This window comes from Glaciecola nitratireducens FR1064 (genome assembly GCF_000226565.1).
GTDB lineage: Bacteria > Pseudomonadota > Gammaproteobacteria > Enterobacterales > Alteromonadaceae > Glaciecola > Glaciecola nitratireducens.
In genome coordinates this window covers 3,181,543-3,200,563 of sequence record NC_016041.1, presented here as the reverse complement: position 1 = coordinate 3,200,563, position 19,021 = coordinate 3,181,543, and the positions used below count along the sequence as shown (strand labels likewise).

Below are 19,021 nucleotides of genomic sequence, written 5' to 3'. Positions count from 1 at the left end.
TTATAACCCTACTAGATTATTGGTTTACGTTCCCTCGTGAAAACCAGTTAAGTGAAGCGTGTAAGCTAACAACAGTGCCGACAATAATCAATGTAGGCGGTTTTAACAACACAGTATTAGGGTTATCGACAATATTTTCGAGAGTGCCAGTCACAACTTCCTGATTTTCTCTTGTCGCTGCTTGCACCAATGCAATTGGCATTTGCTTTGACATACCATGCTCAATAAGTTTTTGGCAAATTATAGGTAGGCCAGTCAAGCCCATATAAAACACAAGTGTATGATTTTGCTGAACAAGTGCAGGCCAGTTCAAGTTTATAGTGTTATCTCTCAAATGACCCGTTGTGAATGTCACCGACTGTGCATGGTCTCGATGTGTTAACGGAATACCAGCATAACTCGCAGCTCCGGTTGCAGCGGTAATACCAGGAACTACTTGAAAGTCGACGCCATGTTTAATAAGTGTTTCAATTTCTTCTCCACCGCGCCCGAACACAAACGGATCACCGCCTTTTAATCTGACAACTCTATTTCCTGCCAAAGCTTCTTTTGCTAGGAGTTCGTTAATATCTTCTTGTGGAATTGTGTGGTTACTTTTTGCTTTTCCAACATATATTTTTTCGGCGTCTCTGCGCACAAGTTCAAGAATTTCTGGACTGACCAAACGGTCGTATACCACAACGTCCGCTTTTTGCATTAAGCGTAATGCTCGAAACGTCAATAAGTCTGGGTCGCCAGGGCCTGCTCCTACTAGATAAACTTGGCCTACGGGTTTATCACCATTTTTATATGCAATAAGCGCTTTGTCGAATTTTTGTTCTGCTAGCTTTTCGTTTCCTTGCAGAATCGATTCGCCAATATCACCGTCCAATACTTCTTCCCAAAAGTAGCGCCTATCAGTTACTGAAGAAAGTGCGCCTTTTACCTTGCTGCGAAATTTTTCTGAAAAGTTGCCGAGTAACCGTATATTAGTAGGTATCACGCTTTCTAGCTTTTGGCGGATATAGCGCAAGAGCACGGGAGCTACGCCGCCACTGCTCATCGCGATAATAATGGGTGAGCGATCAACGATTGATGGTGTAATGAATTTACAAAGCGGCGTGTTGTCGACCACGTTAACTAACATATGTTTAGCATGAGATATGTCATGGATATGTTTATTGACTACTTCGTCATCTGTCGCAACAAAGATCATTTGTTTGTCATCAATGTCAGGGTCTTCGAATTTTCTTTCTATCAAGGTAATTTGAGCTGATTCTGCCGCAAGTCTCTTTACGGTTTCACTCACCCAAGGTGATACGATGGTAATTTTAGCTGGGGTTTTTAATAGCAGTTCACATTTTCTGGCAGCAACTTCACCTGCGCCAACTAGTAAGCAGTGGATGTGTTCCGCATCGACGAATATTGGGAAGTACTTCATTAAGGTTTGTGCATCGTAATTTACAAGTGTCACGATTATGAGGGCTAAGCTTATTCTAATACAGCAATATTTTTGAAGGTAATATGCCGTTTTGGAATTAAAAACAACGCGTATTGAGCAATCAATACTTTCATTTTTTAATGTACAGGCTGTTAAGTAGGTGTGTCTTTATTCATCTCTTTATTCATCAGCTTATTCGTCGCAAACAGGTGTGTCCTTATTCATCAGCTTATTCGTCGCAAACAGGTGTGTCCTTATTCATCCTTATTCATCCTTATATAATCGTTAGACATAAAAAAAGCCACTCAGAGTGGCTTTAATATTTGAATTATATCAGTGCTATTTTTTACGCTTTGGCGGTGTGTCAGACCATTCACGTATATTTAAGCGTTGACCAGCTACGCGTGTTTTAGACAGCGTCTCTTTCATTTCATTGGGCATGCCCTTTGGCAAATCAACGGTTGTAAAGTTGTCATAGATTTCAATGGCACCTATGTTTTTACTACTGATGTTCGCTTCATTAGCAATTGCGCCAACGATATTTCCTGGCTTCGCACCATGTGTATGGCCGACTTCAATTCTGAAACGCTGCATACCTTCATCTGGCGTACTGTTGCCTCTAGGTACGCGAGGCTTTCTGTCATTTCGATCAGATTTGCCGCGCTCAGTGCGCTCATTGCGACCTTGTCTTCTGCCATTGTCGCGATCGCCGCGTCCAGCACTGTCATTTCGCTCATTGAACGTAGGTTTGCTATGCAAATCAGGTCTGTCAGACTCTTTCAACAATAATGGTTCATCACCTTGCGCAACTTTTGCTAAGGCAGCCATGATCACATCTGGAGAAGCTTCAGTTTCTTCCATAATTGATTCAACGATTGGAATATACGATTCAATTGATTCGTCACTCATCGCTTCAATAATGCTTTGCTTGAAACGCACTAAACGCGATTCATTCAATTGTGAAATAGACGGAATTTCCATGTTCTCAATACGTTGCTTTGTTGCTTTCTCTATTGCGAATAACAAACGTTTTTCACGATGAGAGATGAACAAAATTGCATCACCAGTTCTTCCTGCACGGCCTGTTCTGCCTATGCGGTGAACGTAAGATTCTGTATCGTATGGAATGTCGTAGTTAATTACATGACTAACACGCTCAACATCAAGACCACGGGCAACAACATCCGTTGCAACCAGTATGTCGATATCACCACGCTTCAATTTTTCAACTGTGCGTTCACGTGAGTTCTGCGGAATATCACCGTTAAGAGGTTCTACAACGTGTCCACGAGCCGTTAATTTGTCAGCTAATTCGACCGTAGCAGTTTTCGTGCGTACGAAAATAATCATGCCGTCGAATTCTTCAACTTCCATGATTCGAGTTAATGCTTCTAGTTTATGGTGACCAGCAACTTGGCAATAACGCTGTCTTATCATGCTTGCAGACGAAACAGTCGACTCGATTTTCACATGTTCTGGATTCTTCAAATAACGCTTTGTTATCTTTTTAATCGCATCAGGCATTGTTGCAGAGAATAAAGCCGTTTGGCGCTCTGCAGGTGCATGACTTAGAATAAGTTCAACGTCATCGATAAAGCCCATTCTTAGCATTTCATCGGCTTCATCTAGCACTAGAAATTTAAGTTTATCTAGTTTTAGTGTTTTACGCTTAATGTGATCGATAATTCGACCCGGCGTTCCAACAACAACCTGCACGCCACGCTTTAGCTGACGGATCTGGTTATCGTAAGACTGACCACCGTATACCGGCAGTACGCGAATTTTCTTCGAAAAGCTGGCATAAACCTGAAACGCTTCTGCAACTTGAATTGCAAGTTCGCGCGTTGGCGCTAGTACCAATAGTTGCGTAAAGTTTTCGTCGGGATCAATATTAGCTAGCATTGGTAGTGCAAACGCAGCTGTTTTGCCCGTACCTGTTTGAGCTTGGCCCAAAAGGTCGTGACCAGCGAGTAAAAGTGGAATACTCTTGGCTTGAATTGGAGACGGCTTTTCATAGCCTACTTTTTCTAACGCTTGTAATAATTGCGTTGGAAGATTTAAATCTTTAAATGTAACATCGACAGTGTCGGTCATCGGGTATCCTGATAGACTGAAAGGGGGCATTGCAGAGAGGATGCGAGAGCCTTCGTAAAAATCGAATTATATAAGAATTAGTGATAACTTACCATCATTACTGTTGGTTAGTTTGTAACCACCTGAGATAGTTAGAAATTAATTGGAATACGAGCAAAAAATGTATTCCAAAAATAGCATAAAATACAAGGGAGTATGAAATAAAGTGGATAATAAAATGAATAAAAACAAATTTAATAGTCATCCGCAGAACAGTTCAAGTGATGTTTATTTTTCCAATAAAAAGGTATTCAGAAAAATATCGATTGCAGCACTTTTATTATCATCACTAATTGGCCTAAGTGGCTGCCAACAAAAAACCAGCGAAGAACATATTGCAGCGGCTAAAGCATTCGTCATTGATGGAGACCAACAAGCTGCCATTGTTGAACTCAAAAATGCTATTCAGTTAGAACCAAAGCAAGCGGAAGCCAGATTTGAGCTAGGCAGCTTGTATTTAGAGCAAAATAAATATCAGGCAGCAGAAAAAGAACTCAATCGGGCAATGGAGCTAGGATACTCGGCGTCAAAGACTATACCACTGTTAGCTCGGGCTTATCAGCGCACCGGCGCAAATGCGGCTCTCGAGAACATTGACCACAATATGTCGGAGTTAACCACAGTAGAAAAAGCTGAGATCGGTTACTTTAAAGCGCAGTCACTCATTCAGCTAAATAAAACAGACGAAGCATCGTTATTAATTGAAGAGCTTATGCAGCTCGATACCGGTTCGGTATATAAGGGCTTGGCAGGTGTGTTGAACTCCGTTTTAGCTGAAAATAACAAACAAGCCTTGGAAGACGCTATTGAATTGCAAAGCCAAGCGCCGCTTAATAAAGATGTTCTGAGCGTCACTGCTCGACTTTACTTATTGAACAATCAACCAACGGAAGCTGCTGACGTTTATGCTCAATATGTAGAAGCGGCGCCAGAGGATATTGAAACGAGGTTTGCGTTGGCAAACATGTTAGTTGAACAAGGTAGAACCCAAGAAGCAGAAGAACATGTCGATACGCTACTTCAAATAAACGACCAAAATGCATTATTAAATCAATTAAAAGGCGTTATTCGAGCAGCGGATAAGGATTTTGCGAATGCCCAGAAATTTTCTGAAGTGGCGATTAATAACGGAAGCAGCGATCCCGTGGTTAGACTGGTAGCTGGTTATAGCGCGTTTCAGCAGGGGGATTTTGCCGCTGCTGTGGGCCATCTTTCGATCATAGCCGGATCATTGCCTGACAATCATCCTGGATTGAGAATATTAGCAGCGAGCCAATTGCAAACCGGCATGACGACAGAAGCATCTGAAGTATTAAAACGATTAGATAGTTTAACAGCCGCTGATGCGACTCTGTTTTCGTCAACGGGTTATGAATTGCTGCAAGCAGGTGAAGCAAAAAAAGCCGAAGCACTAATTTCAAGAGTTGAAAATATCAGTGAAACATCGGACGACTTAACTCGTTTGGGTGTTTTAAAGCTCAGCCTCAACAACATCGATGGCGTGCTAGATTTGGAGAATGCAGTAGCTAAATCACCCGAATCGGTGACAGCGAAAACAACATTAGCAACTGCATATTTAGCAACGAATCAACTGGAAAAAGCGCAAAAACTATCGGATGAATGGAAAAAAGAAGCGAGCAACGATCCGCAAGGCTTCCTTTTAGCCGGTGAAGTTGCATTAAGAAAAAATGACCTAGTAAAAGCTGAAGCCGAATTTTTAAGTGCGGCAGCCATTGCACCTAAAAACAACAAAGTAACAATGTCGCTAGTTGGTCTTGATATCCGTAACGAGAAACTCGATGCTGCGGTGCTTAAGTTGGAAAAAATTATCGCTTCTTCGTCCGATTATTTACCCGCATTGACGGCCTATTTTGCGATAAAACAGCAGCAAGGAAACTCAGATGAGGGAATGGCACCAATTTTAGCGCAGCTACAGAAAACTCCTAAAAATGCCGAACTCGTCGTTTTAGCTGCAAGAATGCAGGCTAGCGAGTCTAAATACGACAAAGCATTGGAGTTGTTGGATGCTATTGCAGCAGATGATAATGCACCTAATGCCTTCTGGCCGACCAAAGGTTTATCTTTACTGCAATCAGGTAAAATAGATGCGGCGGAAGCGCACTATCAAACTTGGATTGAATTGTCACCAAATAACCGAGAGGCCGCGCTTGGACAATTGTTGTTATTGGACAGTCAAAATAAATACAGCGATGGATTAGCGCTAACAAAACGATATTTAAACGCCAGAGATGACATCCAAATTGAAGTGCTCCAGAGTTATTTTACTGTTATGTCAGGCGACAGCGAACGCGCCAGAACATTGGTAAACGGATTTGCCAAAGAGGTCCAGGAACTTCCCTTTGTACGTGGTGTCATGGCTCGAATAAAGTTAAGAGAGCAAAATCCTGCTGGCGCTGTTGAAGATGCTGAAGTGGCTTTTAACGCAAACCAAAACTCGAAGAATTTGCAAGTCTTAGTAATGTCATACGATTTAACCGACCAAACCGATAAATCTTACGAATTGTTAACAACTTACTCAACGAATAAGCCTGCAGATTTAAGTGCACTCATGATGCTAGCAGAAAAAGAAATTGGCAAAGATAAAACGTCTGCTATTAGCAAATATAAAGATGCCTTGAAGCTAAACGAAAATAATTTTGTTGTGCTGAATAATTTGGCCTTTTTATTAATGGAAGAAAATAAAATAAGTGAGGCCATAGGGTTTGCAAAACGTGCTTATGACTTAAAGCCGAATAATGCGGCAACCGTTGATACTTATGCACAAATTTTAGTTCGTCAAAATAAACCAGAAGAAGCACTAGAGGCCTATAACCGGGTCATGAACGAAGATGTGAAAAATGAAGAAATTTTCTTAAATTACATTGAGACACTGTTGTTGAATGACAGTAAGATAATTGCAAAACGTAGAATTGAATCTACTACGTTGACGCTTCCTGAGTCAGAAGTCAGACTGGCAAAATTAAAGGCGCAATACGGCCTTTAAAATATTAGATCAGGCACTACATCCGTAGTGCCTTGTTCAACTATCTACTAATCGAGTTACTCTGTTATGTTCGAAACGTTCCGTAAGTCCCTGTTTAACTTAAAACAAAACAGGTTGTTCGAATTTTTTGTAATCACCGTTATTATCATTTCGGCATTAGAGATAGGTGCGAAAACCTACGATTTATCGCCAACCTCATTGCTTGTGACAAAGTATCTTGATGTTTTTATTACGTTATTTTTCTTATTTGAAATAACCGTCAGGTTCGTGAGTGAAGAAAATAAGAAAGACTTCTTCAAATCTGGCTGGAACATATTTGACACTGCGGTTGTTGTGATAAGCCTTATTCCTATTAACGAATCTGAAATGGCGTTATTAGCTCGACTTATTCGGATTTTTCGCGTGTTGCGCATGATCTCAATTATTCCCGAGCTAAGAATACTCATTAATTCATTGCTAGAAGCGCTGCCACGTTTAGGTTACGTCGTATTGTTGATGTTCATTATATTCTACATATACGCCGCAGTTGGTAGCTTCTTGTTCCAAGATATCAATCCGGTTTTATGGGGAAATATTGCTATTTCAATGCTGACTTTGTTCAGAGTAATGACTTTTGAGGATTGGACTGATATCCAATATGAAACTATGGAAGTCTATCCAATGAGTTGGATATTCTACATGACCTTTATCTTCTTCACCGCGTTTGCTTTCTTGAATATGGTTATTGGCATAGTAGTCGGAGTGATGGATGAGGAAATGCATAAAGAGCGCTTGAAGTCAGAGCCTTCGATGAATGAGTTACAAGATCAGATCCAAGATATTAGAGGCCAAATACAAGTATTAATTGATAGGGATAAAAAAGAGTAGTCTTGACAGCTAGTTAAGCTCGGGTGATATATGCCTGTTGTCAGGTCGTATATTTATTTGGTTTAGTTAAAGCTAAAAGCTTAATGCATAGAAAACATAATAAAAAAGCGGTGGTCTTGCTGACCACCGCTTTTTTTAATAGTAATTGATTCTTTTTTAGTTAGATGTATTCGGCTTCATCACTCGGTTTACAGCCAATAAGTCATCTTCTGTGAGCGAACCTGCAGCACGTTTTAAATTGATGATTGCAGAAATGAAGTTATAGCGAGCGTCCGCTAAGTTTCTTCTTGCATCGAATAGATTCCGAGTACTGTTCAATACATCAACTATTGTTCTGGTACCAACATCGAAACCCGCTTCCGTCGCTTTTAATGCGCTGTCAGCAGAAACGACAGATTGCTCCAATGCGCGAATCGTCGATACTGCGGCTTTTACGTCGTTGTAAGAGCTTCTTACTGAACGAACTGTTTGTCTATACACTAGTTCCATGTTTTCACTAGCTATCACGTAGCGACTGCGTGCTTGATCTGTGCTGGTGCTTACACGGCCACCTTGGTAAATTGGAACACTTAAACTTAAGCCTAGCGACTGACTATTCAAAGTTGGAAAGTCACGCGGGTCACTGCCCTGAACTTCTGTGGTTCTATCAACTCTGCTTAACGAGGCTGAAAAGTCTAAAGTAGGGTAGTGGCCTGCTTTAGCTGATGCTATATCTTCCATAGCTATATCTTTTGCGAAACGCTGTATTAGCAAATCAAAATTAGCATCTTCGGCTAGCTTCAACCAGTCCTCAACGTTCGCTGGAGTAGGCTGTGTGGCAGTAAATAGGTTTGTGTCTAAAATAGAAATTCCACTGTGATATTTACCGGTAATCTCTCTTAGCTCTTCCAAACGCAATTCTAATTGATTTTCAGCTCTGATTTGACGAGCTACGGTATTGTCAAAGTTAGCTTGCGCTTCGTGAACATCCGTAATGGCGGTCAAACCAACTTCAAAACGTTGCTTGGTTTGTTCTAACTGACGCTCAATTGCACGTAATTCAGCTTTCACAAACTCAACGCTGTCCTGCTCTCTTAACACTGCAAGATAAGCATTAGTTACTCGAACTATTAATGATTGCAGTGCGGACGCTAAATTTGCATCGCCTTGCTGTGCAACCTTTTCTGCTCTGTCCATTCCTACCCAGTTTGCATGGTCGTAGATAGACATGCGAAGATCTAGCCCCATGCTGAGCGTATCGGATTCAGAATTAATGGTCCCAAAACCATTTTCAGTTGTGAAAACTTGGTCACCAGAATTCAAGGAATAAGAAACTGAGCCTGATATCTGTGGAAGTAAATTGGCTCTGCTCAAGGCTATTCCGCTGTAAGCTAATTCTTTATCAGCTTTCGCTCTATTAATTATAGGATCATTTTGTAATGCAAGTTGATAAACTTGAGATAAATCGTCTGCTAGTACCGGTGCGGTGAGACTAAAACCGATAAATAGTGAAAGTAGCGTTTTCTTCATAAAATGACCTTAAAAATAGTATTTTTTATATTTAGCTTTTCAGTTAGGTTAATTGTACGCCATTCACTTCTGCAAACATAACGAATGGTTGTTACATATACCCACTAAGTGTAACAGAATGTGATTTTTATGCTGTATTTCAGATGCGTATCGTATAATTTAGTTTCAAACTCCCAAAGAGGATCATGATGAAGTCATTACAATATAGCAATGAAGATGCAAAAGTACTGAATGAGGAGACAGTTTTCAAAGGTTTCTTTGAAATGAAGCGCATCCAAGTTCAGCACAAATTATTTGACGGAACGTGGAGCAGGGTTCTATCGCGAGAAATGTTTGAAAGAGGTCATGCAGTGGCCGTTTTGCCTTATGATCCTAATACTCAGGAGTTTGTATTAATCGAACAGTTCAGATTAGGTGCGATGGCGACAAGTGATTCACCGTGGTTGTTTGAAGTTATAGCGGGAATGATTGAACCGAATGAAGATCCCGATGAGGTGTGTCATCGTGAATCTTTTGAAGAAGCTGGCATAACGCTAACTGGTTTGCAAAAAGCACTAACGTACTTGTCGAGCCCTGGCGGGACCACTGAACGGCTCCATATATACACGGCGAAGACCGATGCAACGCTTGCGAGAGGGGTACATGGCTTGGCATCTGAATCAGAAGATATCATGGTGCATAGAGTGAAAGAATCGGAAGCAAGAGAATGGTTGGACAACGGAAAAATTGACAACGCAGCCGCAATTATAGCGCTCCAGTGGTTTTTCTTGAATAAACAAAAGCTGTTGGCTAGCTGGAACTAAGACACACCTGTTTAGCGAAATTGATGCAACGATTGCCTGCATCTAGGACACACCGGTTTAGTGTTGGTGAGAAAAAATTATCTCTAACCAGGACACATCTATTTGTTACAATATCTTCAAGTTCTGAAGCGATAAGCGATAATATTTCATTGAATCGCAAAATCAGCCGAAAGAATATTATGAATAAGAGTGAGGAAACAACGTTGAAAAAGAAGTACGTACCGCATTTACCCAGTATTCTTGCAACCTGTGAGAATAACTATGCATGCGCTCTAAAGCTTCTTCCTGATTGCGATTCAGAGGATCTAAGTTACGAATTTAAAATTAGTGAGCAGTTGAAATACAATATAAAAATCTTAGACTCCGCCCGATATACAAGCACAATAATGATGTCGCAGGTGGCGAACAACACGCCGAGCTTTTTGAGACCATCAATGGAGATAAGGTTATATCATGATGCAAAAGTTGCTGAAGTGTTGAGCTGTCAAAGGGTCTCAAAATTGCAGCCAAGTTATGAGTATCCTAATTTGAACATGCATATGCGAAATGAAAAGCAAATGGTAAATGTGTTTTTGGCTGAGTGGCTGCACTTTTGTTTAGAGCAGCGTGAAATGCAAATTTCAACCAGCTCTTAAAATCTAGGAAACTGAATGGAACACATTATCTACTTACATGGATTTTTGAGCTCACCAAAGTCTGCTAAAGCTCAGTTAGTTAAAGATTACGTTTTAAAGAATCATTCAAATATAAAGCTACATACTCCTACCTTACCTGGAAGTCCTTTGGAAGCCACAGAGGTTATTGAGCAACTGATTTCCTCGATTTTTGATTCTGGTGTTAACCACGGAACGCACAATAAAGACACACCTATAAGCAATCTTCGATTCATCGGTAGCTCGATGGGTGGGTTCTTAGCCACGTATTTTATAGAAAAACACGGTGGCAAAGCGGTGCTGATCAATCCAGCGGTGGAGCCCTTTAAGCTGCTAAAAGATTATTTTGGAGAGCATAGCAATCCATATACTGGAGAAGTTTTTACGATTGATGAAAGTAACGTTAAGCAGCTACTCAATTTGTATAGACAGACCAAGAAAAATGACGCTAGCTATCTGGTTTATTTGCAGAAGGGTGATGAGACACTCGACTATCAGTTGGCGGAAGACAAATACGGAAGTGATTGTTGTATAGTCGAAGACGGTGGAGACCACTCATTCGTTGGGCTGGAAAATCATTTAGCAGACATTATTAGATTCTTAACCCCTTAGCTAATTGAGATTTCCTCTTTAACATCAAAACAGGTGTGTCTTTGTAGGCAGTTTTTTGTACTAACGAAATTAGCTAAAACCTTCATTGCTCAACAGCTTCAGCCTTGCTAATATCATCCGCATCGATTTGAGAAAAAACCTAAGCTAGAGATCATGTCAACACAATATAATTCTGATGCTATTGAAGTCTTAAATGGCTTAGATCCGGTAAAACGCCGCCCTGGAATGTATACCGATACCACTCGGCCGAACCACCTGAGTCAAGAGGTTATAGATAACAGTGTTGATGAGGCTCTTGCTGGCCACGCGTCCTCTATAAAAGTAATATTGCACGAAGATCAGTCCTTGGAAGTTATAGATGACGGTCGTGGTATGCCGGTTGACATTCACCCTGAAGAAAAAATTTCCGGTGTCGAATTGATTATGACCAAGCTGCATGCAGGTGGTAAGTTCTCGAATAAAAACTACGAATATTCTGGCGGCCTGCACGGCGTAGGTATTTCGGTTGTAAACGCATTATCAACCAGAGTACTCGTTAGCATTCGCCGCAATGGCAACGTTTATCAGATGACGTTTGAGAATGGAGACAAAGTTGACGAACTCTCCATTGTCGATACTTGCGGTAAGCGAAATACCGGTACAAGCGTTCATTTTTGGCCAGATCCCAAGTATTTTGACTCTTCAAAATTCTCTGTAACTAAGCTTCTGCATGTTTTACGCGCAAAAGCGGTGCTTTGCCCAGGTTTAAAAATACGCTTCGACGACAAGATTTCTAAAGAAACAACTGAGTGGTATTACGAAGATGGTTTACGAGACTATTTATACCAATCAATAAAGGACTTCATTACCTTACCAAGCGATGCTCCTTTTGTTGGGCAGTTTTCTGGCAATGGTGAGGCTGCCGATTGGGCTGTCATGTGGCAGCCTGAAGGCGGTGAAATGATTACTGAAAGTTATGTAAACCTGATTCCTACTGCGCAAGGAGGAACTCATGTAAATGGTTTGAGACAGGGGCTGTTAGACTCCATGCGTGAGTTTTGTGAGTTCCGTAACTTGCTTCCGAGAGGCGTTAAGATTACCGCCGATGATATATGGGACCGCTGCAGCTATATTCTCTCGACAAAAATGCATGACCCACAGTTTGCGGGGCAAACAAAAGAAAGGCTATCCTCTCGCCAAGCGTCAGCGTTTGTTTCTGGCGTTGTTAAAGATTCATTTAGTTTGTGGTTGAATCAACACACTGATGTTGCCGAATTACTTGCTGATATGTGCATCAACAACGCTCAGCGACGTTTACGTCAAAGCAAAAAAGTGGCTAGAAAGAAGGTTACACAAGGTCCGGCGCTGCCTGGAAAGTTGACTGATTGCTCATCTCAAGATATTAATTATTCAGAATTGTTTTTGGTGGAAGGTGACTCTGCGGGAGGCTCTGCAAAGCAGGCTCGCGATAGAGAATTTCAAGCGATAATGCCACTAAGAGGTAAAATACTAAATAGTTGGGAAGTCGACTCTTCTCAAGTTTTAGCATCACAAGAAATCCATGATATATCTGTAGCCCTAGGAATTGATCCAGATTCTGACGATTTATCGGGCTTACGATATGGCAAGATATGTATTCTTGCCGACGCTGACTCAGATGGATTACACATTGCGACGTTACTGTGTGCGTTGTTTGTAAAACACTTCAGAACATTAGTCGATCAAGGGCATGTTTATGTTGCGATGCCACCGCTTTTCCGGATAGATATCGGTAAAGAAGTTTACTATGCGCTAGATGAAAGTGAGCGAAAAGGAATTTTGGATAGGATCGTTGCAGAGAAAAAGCGCGGGAAAGTCAATGTGCAGCGATTTAAAGGTCTAGGTGAAATGAATCCACTTCAGCTCAGGGAAACTACCATGGATCCTAATACCCGTCGCTTAGTGCAGTTGACGAGCCATGATGCTGTCGAAATGCTTGAACTAATGGACATGCTTCTTTCGAAGAAACGTTCCCCTGATAGGAAAGCATGGTTGGAAAGTAAAGGAAATTTGGCGGTAGTGGAATAGTGCCTATATACGAGCAAAATGTGGATTAATAATGAATCGATTTATCAAAGTTACCGCTTTTGCTTTTGTTGGTTTATTTTTTCTGTTTATTGTTCTATTAATCGACTTATCTCCAACGGTTTCTAAAAATGCGCACGTGCAAGTCGAAAACGCAGAGAACGTATCAACATTAATTGGGCAGCTTCGGAAAAGTTTCAGAAATAGATATCAATCTCAGCAAATTGATATCTCGTATTCTCAGGCTGAGAGTCTGCTGGGTTTCACCCAACGTGCTTTACCTAATGTAAGTAGTGAACTCAAGTTGGCAGCGCTAAATGCCAAAATCATGGTGTCGTATCAACTGCCGAGCTACTTTTTTTCATCGTACGTCAATTTTTCGATTAAAGTCGTTCAAGACAGTCGCTTGAATGTTGAAAGCGTTTCTATAGGTAGTGTCACGATCCCCGGCGGTTGGGCATTGAAATGGGCTGAAGCACTGGCAAACTCTTATACGAATAGTGAAGTTGCGAGTAAAGCGATTCAACTTGTGGCTAAAACCGAAATATCACCTAATCAAGTCATCGTTAGTCTAAATCCATTGGACTCATTACTCAGAGAATTAAAAAATATAAAGACCTCAGGCGATGGCAATGAGATGCAATTATTGAAGATAAAAACAGCACACTACCTCAGGGTACTTGATAGCCTACCTTCACCTGATGCTCTTAATGTGCAAAACAAAGATGTGCAACAAAACAAAGACACATCTCTTAGTTATTATTTGCATAAAGTCATGCTAGAAGCAAAAGCAATGAGTGCCAAGGATCCTCAAGGAAATTCAAACTCGGCGACCTTAGAAAATGAGGCAGCTATTATGGCGTTGGCTATCTATGCAGGACACAGAAGATTTTCAACGTTGTTTGGTGATCTTTCTTTCGCTGTGGATCCGATCCCAACTGTGCGACAAAAGCCTGTTTTAGCAAATAGACAGGATTTAAGCCTGCACTTTATATTTTCTGCCGCAATTAAACTACTATCAGAGCAAGGTATAAGTGTTGCCGTTGGTGAGTTCAAAGAGCTGATGGATAGAGGAAAAGGAGGCTCTGGGTATAGCTTTATTGATTTGGCTGCTGATATGGCTGGCGCCAATTTCGCGGCTTTGGCTGTTGATCCGAGAACAGCTGAGAAAATCCAAGATATTATGTCGTCTGGAGCAAATGAATTTCTATTCTTCCCAAGTATCGAGGGTTTAGATGAAGGAATGGATAAATCAAAATTTCGACAAAAATACACGAACATCGAAAGTAAAGAGTACTTAAAAGTAGTCGAAGAAATTGAAAAGCGAATGGGAGAGTTACCCATTGGTGTGATGTCTAATCTATAAACAATTCACTGAAACAGTCGTAACGCGGTCGATATTCCTTTGAGTTTTTTTTGATTCACTTTCTTCTTATATTTTTCCATACAGACGACGGAGCCAACTACATAGCTAAATTCCTCCTCGATATGCGATGAGAGTATAAGCCAGTTTTTCTCTTCAATGCCAAGTTGTCTTAATAAATTGGATTCAATTTTCATGTCTGGTGAATTCACTTGTCGATTATTCTTCAATCTAGTTGCAGTCTGACGGAGCAGCTCGATATAGCAGGATAGCTCGATATTTATGGAGTTTGCGCTTCTTTCAAACTGTGTTTTTAGACAACGAAGTTCGCTAGGTTGTTTGCCAAGCTTTATGCTTTTGAGTCGTTTTTTTATACTAGTATAATGCGAGTTTTCAAGTGTCGTAGCAATGCCAGCTCTTATTGGGTTCAAATCGACATAAATCATGCACGAGAGGATCGCGCGATCATCTAGTAGAGCTTGAGATTTGAATCGTGACTCCCAGAAACGCCCTGAGCAATGGTCCTCGCGATTCGCCTTGAGTGCAATATATTGATTCAATGCTTTCATAAAGTAACTAATGCTTGTTAGCCTTTCCCTATAAATTTTAGCGATTTTTCGAACCGTAGATAATTGAATTGGACTTAGTGTTCCTCTTTGTTTTGTATCGAGATACATTGCTGTGATTGTTTTGTTCGGGTGGATTGAATGCCAACGTTGAATAACCTCAATGTCACTCCAGGTTTTTGCTCTTTCGGTGTCAACATGTAAAACCAAGTGATTATGATTGTGCATAATTGCATAAGCGCACACGTCGATTGAAAAGGCGGAGGAGAGCTTTTTCAAACGCTTTTCGAACCACTCCCGTCGATGTTCGAAATTACTGCCTGTTAATTTGTCATAACCGCATAGAAATGCTCTACGAACACACCGACTCATACAATGATAATAAGAGGTTTGTGATAATATTATTTGCTTGCTTCGCGCAATTGGCATTAGGATTTTCCCCATATGTATTATAAATATAGGGTATTCGATTATTTGGAAATTAATAGCTGACTTAACGTACAGTTTTGCGCTTAGAAAAAGATAAAGAATTTAGAATAAACAGTAGAATAAATAAATAGAAATAGAATATAGACACACCTATCAGTAGAATAAAGACACACCTATCAGTAGAATAAAGACACACCTATCAGTATTCAGTTCATCAGCTAGACACTGAATAGAACTAAGACACACCTGTTAATCAGGTTAAAGATTAAAGAGATTAAAACTTAAGAAGGAAAACAAAATAGGTGTGTCCTATTAAACAAAATAAACTAAAGAGTGACTTTTAATTTACCAATAGTTAAGAGCAAAAGTTCCATCTTTTTCACTACAGTGGCAATGTCTTCTTTGATATCGGCATCATCGATTTGAAGGGATGTTATGTCCTTTGCTAGTTCATCGACATATGGGCCAAAGCGTTTACTTCTGGTAGTAAACCCGCTGTCTTCAACGAAAATAACAGAAAATTTAGCTTTACCTGAGCGTTGTAAGTTATCTAGTGCCGAATCTGCATCTATCGCCTTCCTATATATTATTTGCATGTTCTCAGTTATTTTTGTTAATACCTGTTGCACGAGAATCTCCTAAAATTATGCTCAAGAAAGTGGCTGAAGTGCCGATAATGAAATGAAGTGCGCAATTCTGCCCACTTTTTGACATAGCTACAAGTAATAAAAGGAAATGGTATGGATATTTCAGGCTCTAGTGCCTCAGCTGTATCCGGTGCGTTGGAGATCAAGTCTGCTCAGCTAGCTAAAAGCATGCAACAGCAAGATGGTCAGGCCGCGCTTCAACTGCTTGAGGCAGCTGACGTACCCAAATCTTCATCTACCCCCGGTTTAGGTTCTAATATCAACACTTATGCCTAATGTAGTGCTTGATGAAGGTTGTAAATTCAAGTCTATCGGCGTCTTGCTGGGTTGTCCTCCAATCTCAGTGACTAGTTTAGGGACAAGATATCCCGGCAAGCGCTTTATTAGTTCTCGCATTAGAATCTGCGCTGACTTGACCTCAACATCAAAGTGAGCAGCCCCTCTTACTTTGTCTAGTAAATGCAAATAGTATGGCAACACGCCAAGATTAAAAAGAGATTCACTCAAGGCAATCTGTTCTTTCGAATTATCGTTTATTCCTTTTAAAAGTACTGCCTGATTTAGTAACGTAATTCCCGCTGAACGCATTTTTGTGCATGCAATAGCTAACTCAGGGCTTATCTCATTCGCGTGATTTGTATGTAATACAAGCACTTTCTGAAATCGGCAGTTTGCGAACCAATCGATAAAATCCTCGTTTATCCTAGAAGGGATAACAACTGGAAGTCTCGTGTGGACACGGAGTCTCACAACATGAGGAATTTCTTCCAATTTAGTAACTAACCACTTTAGATGATCATCTTTTGCCATCAATGGATCGCCGCCAGACAAAATCACTTCAATGATTTTATTGTTTTGCCTAATGTAAGCAATCGCGTTTTCTAATTCACGTTTGTTAACAGCGTTTTCTTCATAAGGGAATTCGCGTCTAAAGCAATAGCGACAGTTTACAGCGCAACCACTTTTTACTATGAGCAATACTCTATTTTCGTATTTATGTAATAGGCCTTTTGTCGTGTTTTCATGCTCCTGCAATGGGTCTTTTACGAAACCAGGTGTGTCTTTGTATTCAACATTTTGCGGAAGTACTTGAAGCAACAGGGGATCATTTATGTCGTTTTTCTTCATTAAATTAGCAAAATGTCCAGGAACCTTCATTGGAAATAATTTTCTCGCAGAGCTATGTTTATTGGCTATTTGGGGGTCTAAATTCAAAAATTCTAGTAACGACTCTAGGGTCGTAAAGCAGTTTGCTAATTCTTTTTGCCAGTTTGACTCTACAGCAATGCTATTTTTAGGTATTATTCGTTTCACAAATATGCTCACAACGTAAATTTTAGAGGAACTATGGCTCATTTCAGTACAAACGAGTTCAAAGCGGGCTTAAAGATAATGCTCGACGGCGAACCTTGCAACATTCTTGAGAATGAATATGTAAAACCAGGGAAAGGACAAGCTTTCAGCCGAGTTAAAATTCGTAAACTAATTTCAAACAAAGTGCTAGAAAAAACCTTTCGGTCTGGAGACTCAGTTGAAGGCGCTGATGTTATGGATACTGAGCTTTCCTATCTCTACACGGATGGTGAATTTTGGCATTTTATGAACAATGAGACATTTGAGCAAATTGCCGCTGATGAAAAAGCATTAGGTGACAGCATAAAATGGTTAGTCGAAAACGATACGTGCACTATAACACTGTGGAACGGCACTCCTATCGTTGTTACTCCTCCTAACTTTGTTGAGTTAGAAATTACAGAAACAGACCCTGGTTTAAAAGGCGACACTGCTGGTACGGGTGGTAAACCAGCAACACTGGCAACCGGAGCCGTAGTTCGAGTTCCGTTATTTGTACAAACAGGTGAAACCATCAGAGTTGATACTCGAAGTGGCGAATATGCCTCACGTGCACAAAAATAAGCTAATTAAAGGGGTTGTAGCGCAAGCGACAACCCTGTTTGTTTTTTTATGACTATTTTACATCAATGGCAACCATCAGGTTCCATCGACAGCATTGTCAAACGAGCTCAAATTTTAAGCAAAATTAGGAATTATTTTGTAAATCAGAATGTTTTAGAAGTTGAAACGCCAACTATTTCACCATCAACCGTGACCGACGTCCATTTGGAGGCAATGAAAACCATCCATACGAATCCACAGTCGGTTGAAAAGACACACCTGTTTTTACAAACCTCGCCCGAATACTACATGAAACGTATGCTATCGGCTGGTTTCCCCAGTATTTATCAAATTACAAAATGCTTCAGGGACGATGAAGTGGGTCGGTTCCACAATCCTGAGTTTACTATGCTTGAATGGTATCGATTAGACTATTCTATGCATGAGCTAATTGAAGATGTAGATTCTATTTTAAAGCTCGTCTTGGACACACCTGTTTGCGAAAAAATAAGCTATCGCGAGCTATTTGCAGTGCACTTAGATTTAGATATAAAAAATGATTCTGACTTGAAATTGGTTTCTATATGCAAACAATGCGGTTTTGAGAATATTGTTCCTACAGAATTTAAAGAAACGCTTTCTCAAACTCAAAGAAACATGCTTTTACAGCTTTTATTTTGTGAAGAAATTGAAAGTAAAATTGGCTTAGACAGACCCGTCGCGGTGACGCATTTTCCAGCTAGCCAAGCATCCTTAGCTAAAATTGATCCCGTTGACCCTTGGTTATCACTTCGGTTTGAAATTTATTACAAAGGAATTGAGTTAGCAAACGGCTTCGAAGAGCTCACCGATGTCAAAGAGCAAAAGGCTAGATTCACTGCGGACAATGAGCAAAGGAAAGAATGTGGTTTAGAAATAAAGCCTGAGGACACGAAATTTTTGGATGCCCTAGAATTTGGATTACCAGCATGCTCAGGTGTCGCGTTAGGAATCGATCGTTTAATAATGTTGGCTCTAGGCAAAAAGCACATAAGCGAAGTGTTAACCTTCGACTTTGCATCTCTTTAATGAATCTT

16 protein-coding genes are annotated in these 19,021 nt (G+C 40.5%); 10 read left to right on the top strand and 6 right to left on the bottom strand.

What is annotated here, in order from left to right; all coding sequences use genetic code 11:
- Positions 1 to 16 precede the first annotated feature (16 nt).
- Both cysG and GNIT_RS13725 read right to left on the bottom strand, forming a co-directional pair.
- Positions 17 to 1,420 carry a siroheme synthase CysG gene (cysG, locus tag GNIT_RS13730; protein ID WP_014109859.1) on the bottom strand — a complete coding sequence of 468 codons (1,404 nt, stop codon included), beginning with the start codon at positions 1,418 to 1,420 and terminating at the stop codon, positions 17 to 19.
- A gap of 339 nt (positions 1,421 to 1,759) precedes the next feature.
- The gene (locus GNIT_RS13725) at positions 1,760 to 3,514 is read right to left on the bottom strand and encodes a DEAD/DEAH box helicase (protein WP_014109858.1); all 1,755 of its coding nucleotides are present in this window, start codon (positions 3,512 to 3,514) and stop codon (positions 1,760 to 1,762) included.
- Positions 3,515 to 3,731: 217 nt separating this feature from the next.
- Between GNIT_RS13725 and prsT the strand changes: the two genes are divergently transcribed.
- Positions 3,732 to 6,557: an XrtA/PEP-CTERM system TPR-repeat protein PrsT gene (gene prsT / locus GNIT_RS13720; RefSeq protein WP_148261719.1), complete on the top strand. Its 2,826-nt coding sequence runs from the start codon at positions 3,732 to 3,734 to the stop codon at positions 6,555 to 6,557.
- A 66-nt stretch (positions 6,558 to 6,623) separates the two neighbouring features.
- Positions 6,624 to 7,424: an ion transporter gene (locus tag GNIT_RS13715; protein ID WP_014109856.1), complete on the top strand. Its 801-nt coding sequence runs from the start codon at positions 6,624 to 6,626 to the stop codon at positions 7,422 to 7,424.
- A gap of 156 nt (positions 7,425 to 7,580) precedes the next feature.
- Here GNIT_RS13715 and tolC read toward each other — a convergent pair whose 3' ends face one another.
- A complete protein-coding gene (gene tolC, locus GNIT_RS13710; protein ID WP_014109855.1) occupies positions 7,581 to 8,933 on the bottom strand; it encodes an outer membrane channel protein TolC in 1,353 nt (450 codons plus the stop codon).
- A 188-nt stretch (positions 8,934 to 9,121) separates the two neighbouring features.
- Between tolC and nudF the strand changes: the two genes are divergently transcribed.
- The 5 genes from nudF to GNIT_RS13685 all read left to right on the top strand — a co-directional run bounded on the left by nudF (position 9,122) and on the right by GNIT_RS13685 (position 14,410).
- A complete protein-coding gene (gene nudF / locus GNIT_RS13705; RefSeq protein ID WP_014109854.1) occupies positions 9,122 to 9,736 on the top strand; it encodes an ADP-ribose diphosphatase in 615 nt (204 codons plus the stop codon).
- Between the two features lie 179 nt (positions 9,737 to 9,915).
- Entirely contained in the window at positions 9,916 to 10,371 is a 456-nt protein-coding gene (locus GNIT_RS13700) for a DUF1249 domain-containing protein (RefSeq protein ID WP_041246439.1), read from the top strand.
- Positions 10,372 to 10,386: 15 nt separating this feature from the next.
- Complete coding sequence (locus GNIT_RS13695; RefSeq protein ID WP_014109852.1) at positions 10,387 to 11,001, top strand: YqiA/YcfP family alpha/beta fold hydrolase; 615 nt, start codon at positions 10,387 to 10,389, stop codon at positions 10,999 to 11,001.
- Positions 11,002 to 11,154: 153 nt separating this feature from the next.
- Complete coding sequence (parE, locus tag GNIT_RS13690) at positions 11,155 to 13,047, top strand: DNA topoisomerase IV subunit B (RefSeq protein ID WP_014109851.1); 1,893 nt, start codon at positions 11,155 to 11,157, stop codon at positions 13,045 to 13,047.
- A 31-nt stretch (positions 13,048 to 13,078) separates the two neighbouring features.
- Positions 13,079 to 14,410 (top strand): YfiM family lipoprotein, encoded by a 1,332-nt coding sequence (locus tag GNIT_RS13685; RefSeq protein WP_014109850.1) that lies wholly within the window; start codon positions 13,079 to 13,081, stop codon positions 14,408 to 14,410.
- 5 nt (positions 14,411 to 14,415) lie between these two features.
- Here GNIT_RS13685 and GNIT_RS13680 read toward each other — a convergent pair whose 3' ends face one another.
- On the bottom strand, positions 14,416 to 15,402 hold the full coding sequence (locus GNIT_RS13680; protein ID WP_014109849.1) for a transposase: 987 nt from the start codon (positions 15,400 to 15,402) through the stop codon (positions 14,416 to 14,418).
- A 326-nt stretch (positions 15,403 to 15,728) separates the two neighbouring features.
- Complete coding sequence (locus GNIT_RS13675) at positions 15,729 to 16,031, bottom strand: hypothetical protein (RefSeq protein ID WP_014109848.1); 303 nt, start codon at positions 16,029 to 16,031, stop codon at positions 15,729 to 15,731.
- Positions 16,032 to 16,142: 111 nt separating this feature from the next.
- On the opposite strand from GNIT_RS13675, the gene GNIT_RS13670 reads away from it, so the two are divergent.
- The gene (locus tag GNIT_RS13670) at positions 16,143 to 16,325 is read left to right on the top strand and encodes a hypothetical protein (RefSeq protein WP_014109847.1); all 183 of its coding nucleotides are present in this window, start codon (positions 16,143 to 16,145) and stop codon (positions 16,323 to 16,325) included.
- Here GNIT_RS13670 and epmB read toward each other — a convergent pair.
- Positions 16,296 to 17,363, bottom strand: coding sequence for an EF-P beta-lysylation protein EpmB (gene epmB / locus GNIT_RS13665; protein ID WP_014109846.1), 1,068 nt, complete (start codon positions 17,361 to 17,363; stop codon positions 16,296 to 16,298). The genes GNIT_RS13670 and epmB overlap by 30 nt on opposite strands.
- A gap of 33 nt (positions 17,364 to 17,396) precedes the next feature.
- Here epmB and efp point away from each other — a divergent pair, with 33 nt between their 5' ends.
- Together efp and epmA are read left to right on the top strand one after the other, a co-directional pair.
- The gene (gene efp / locus GNIT_RS13660) at positions 17,397 to 17,966 is read left to right on the top strand and encodes an elongation factor P (protein WP_014109845.1); all 570 of its coding nucleotides are present in this window, start codon (positions 17,397 to 17,399) and stop codon (positions 17,964 to 17,966) included.
- A gap of 48 nt (positions 17,967 to 18,014) precedes the next feature.
- Entirely contained in the window at positions 18,015 to 19,013 is a 999-nt protein-coding gene (epmA, locus tag GNIT_RS13655; RefSeq protein ID WP_014109844.1) for an elongation factor P--(R)-beta-lysine ligase, read from the top strand.
- Positions 19,014 to 19,021 lie beyond the last annotated feature (8 nt).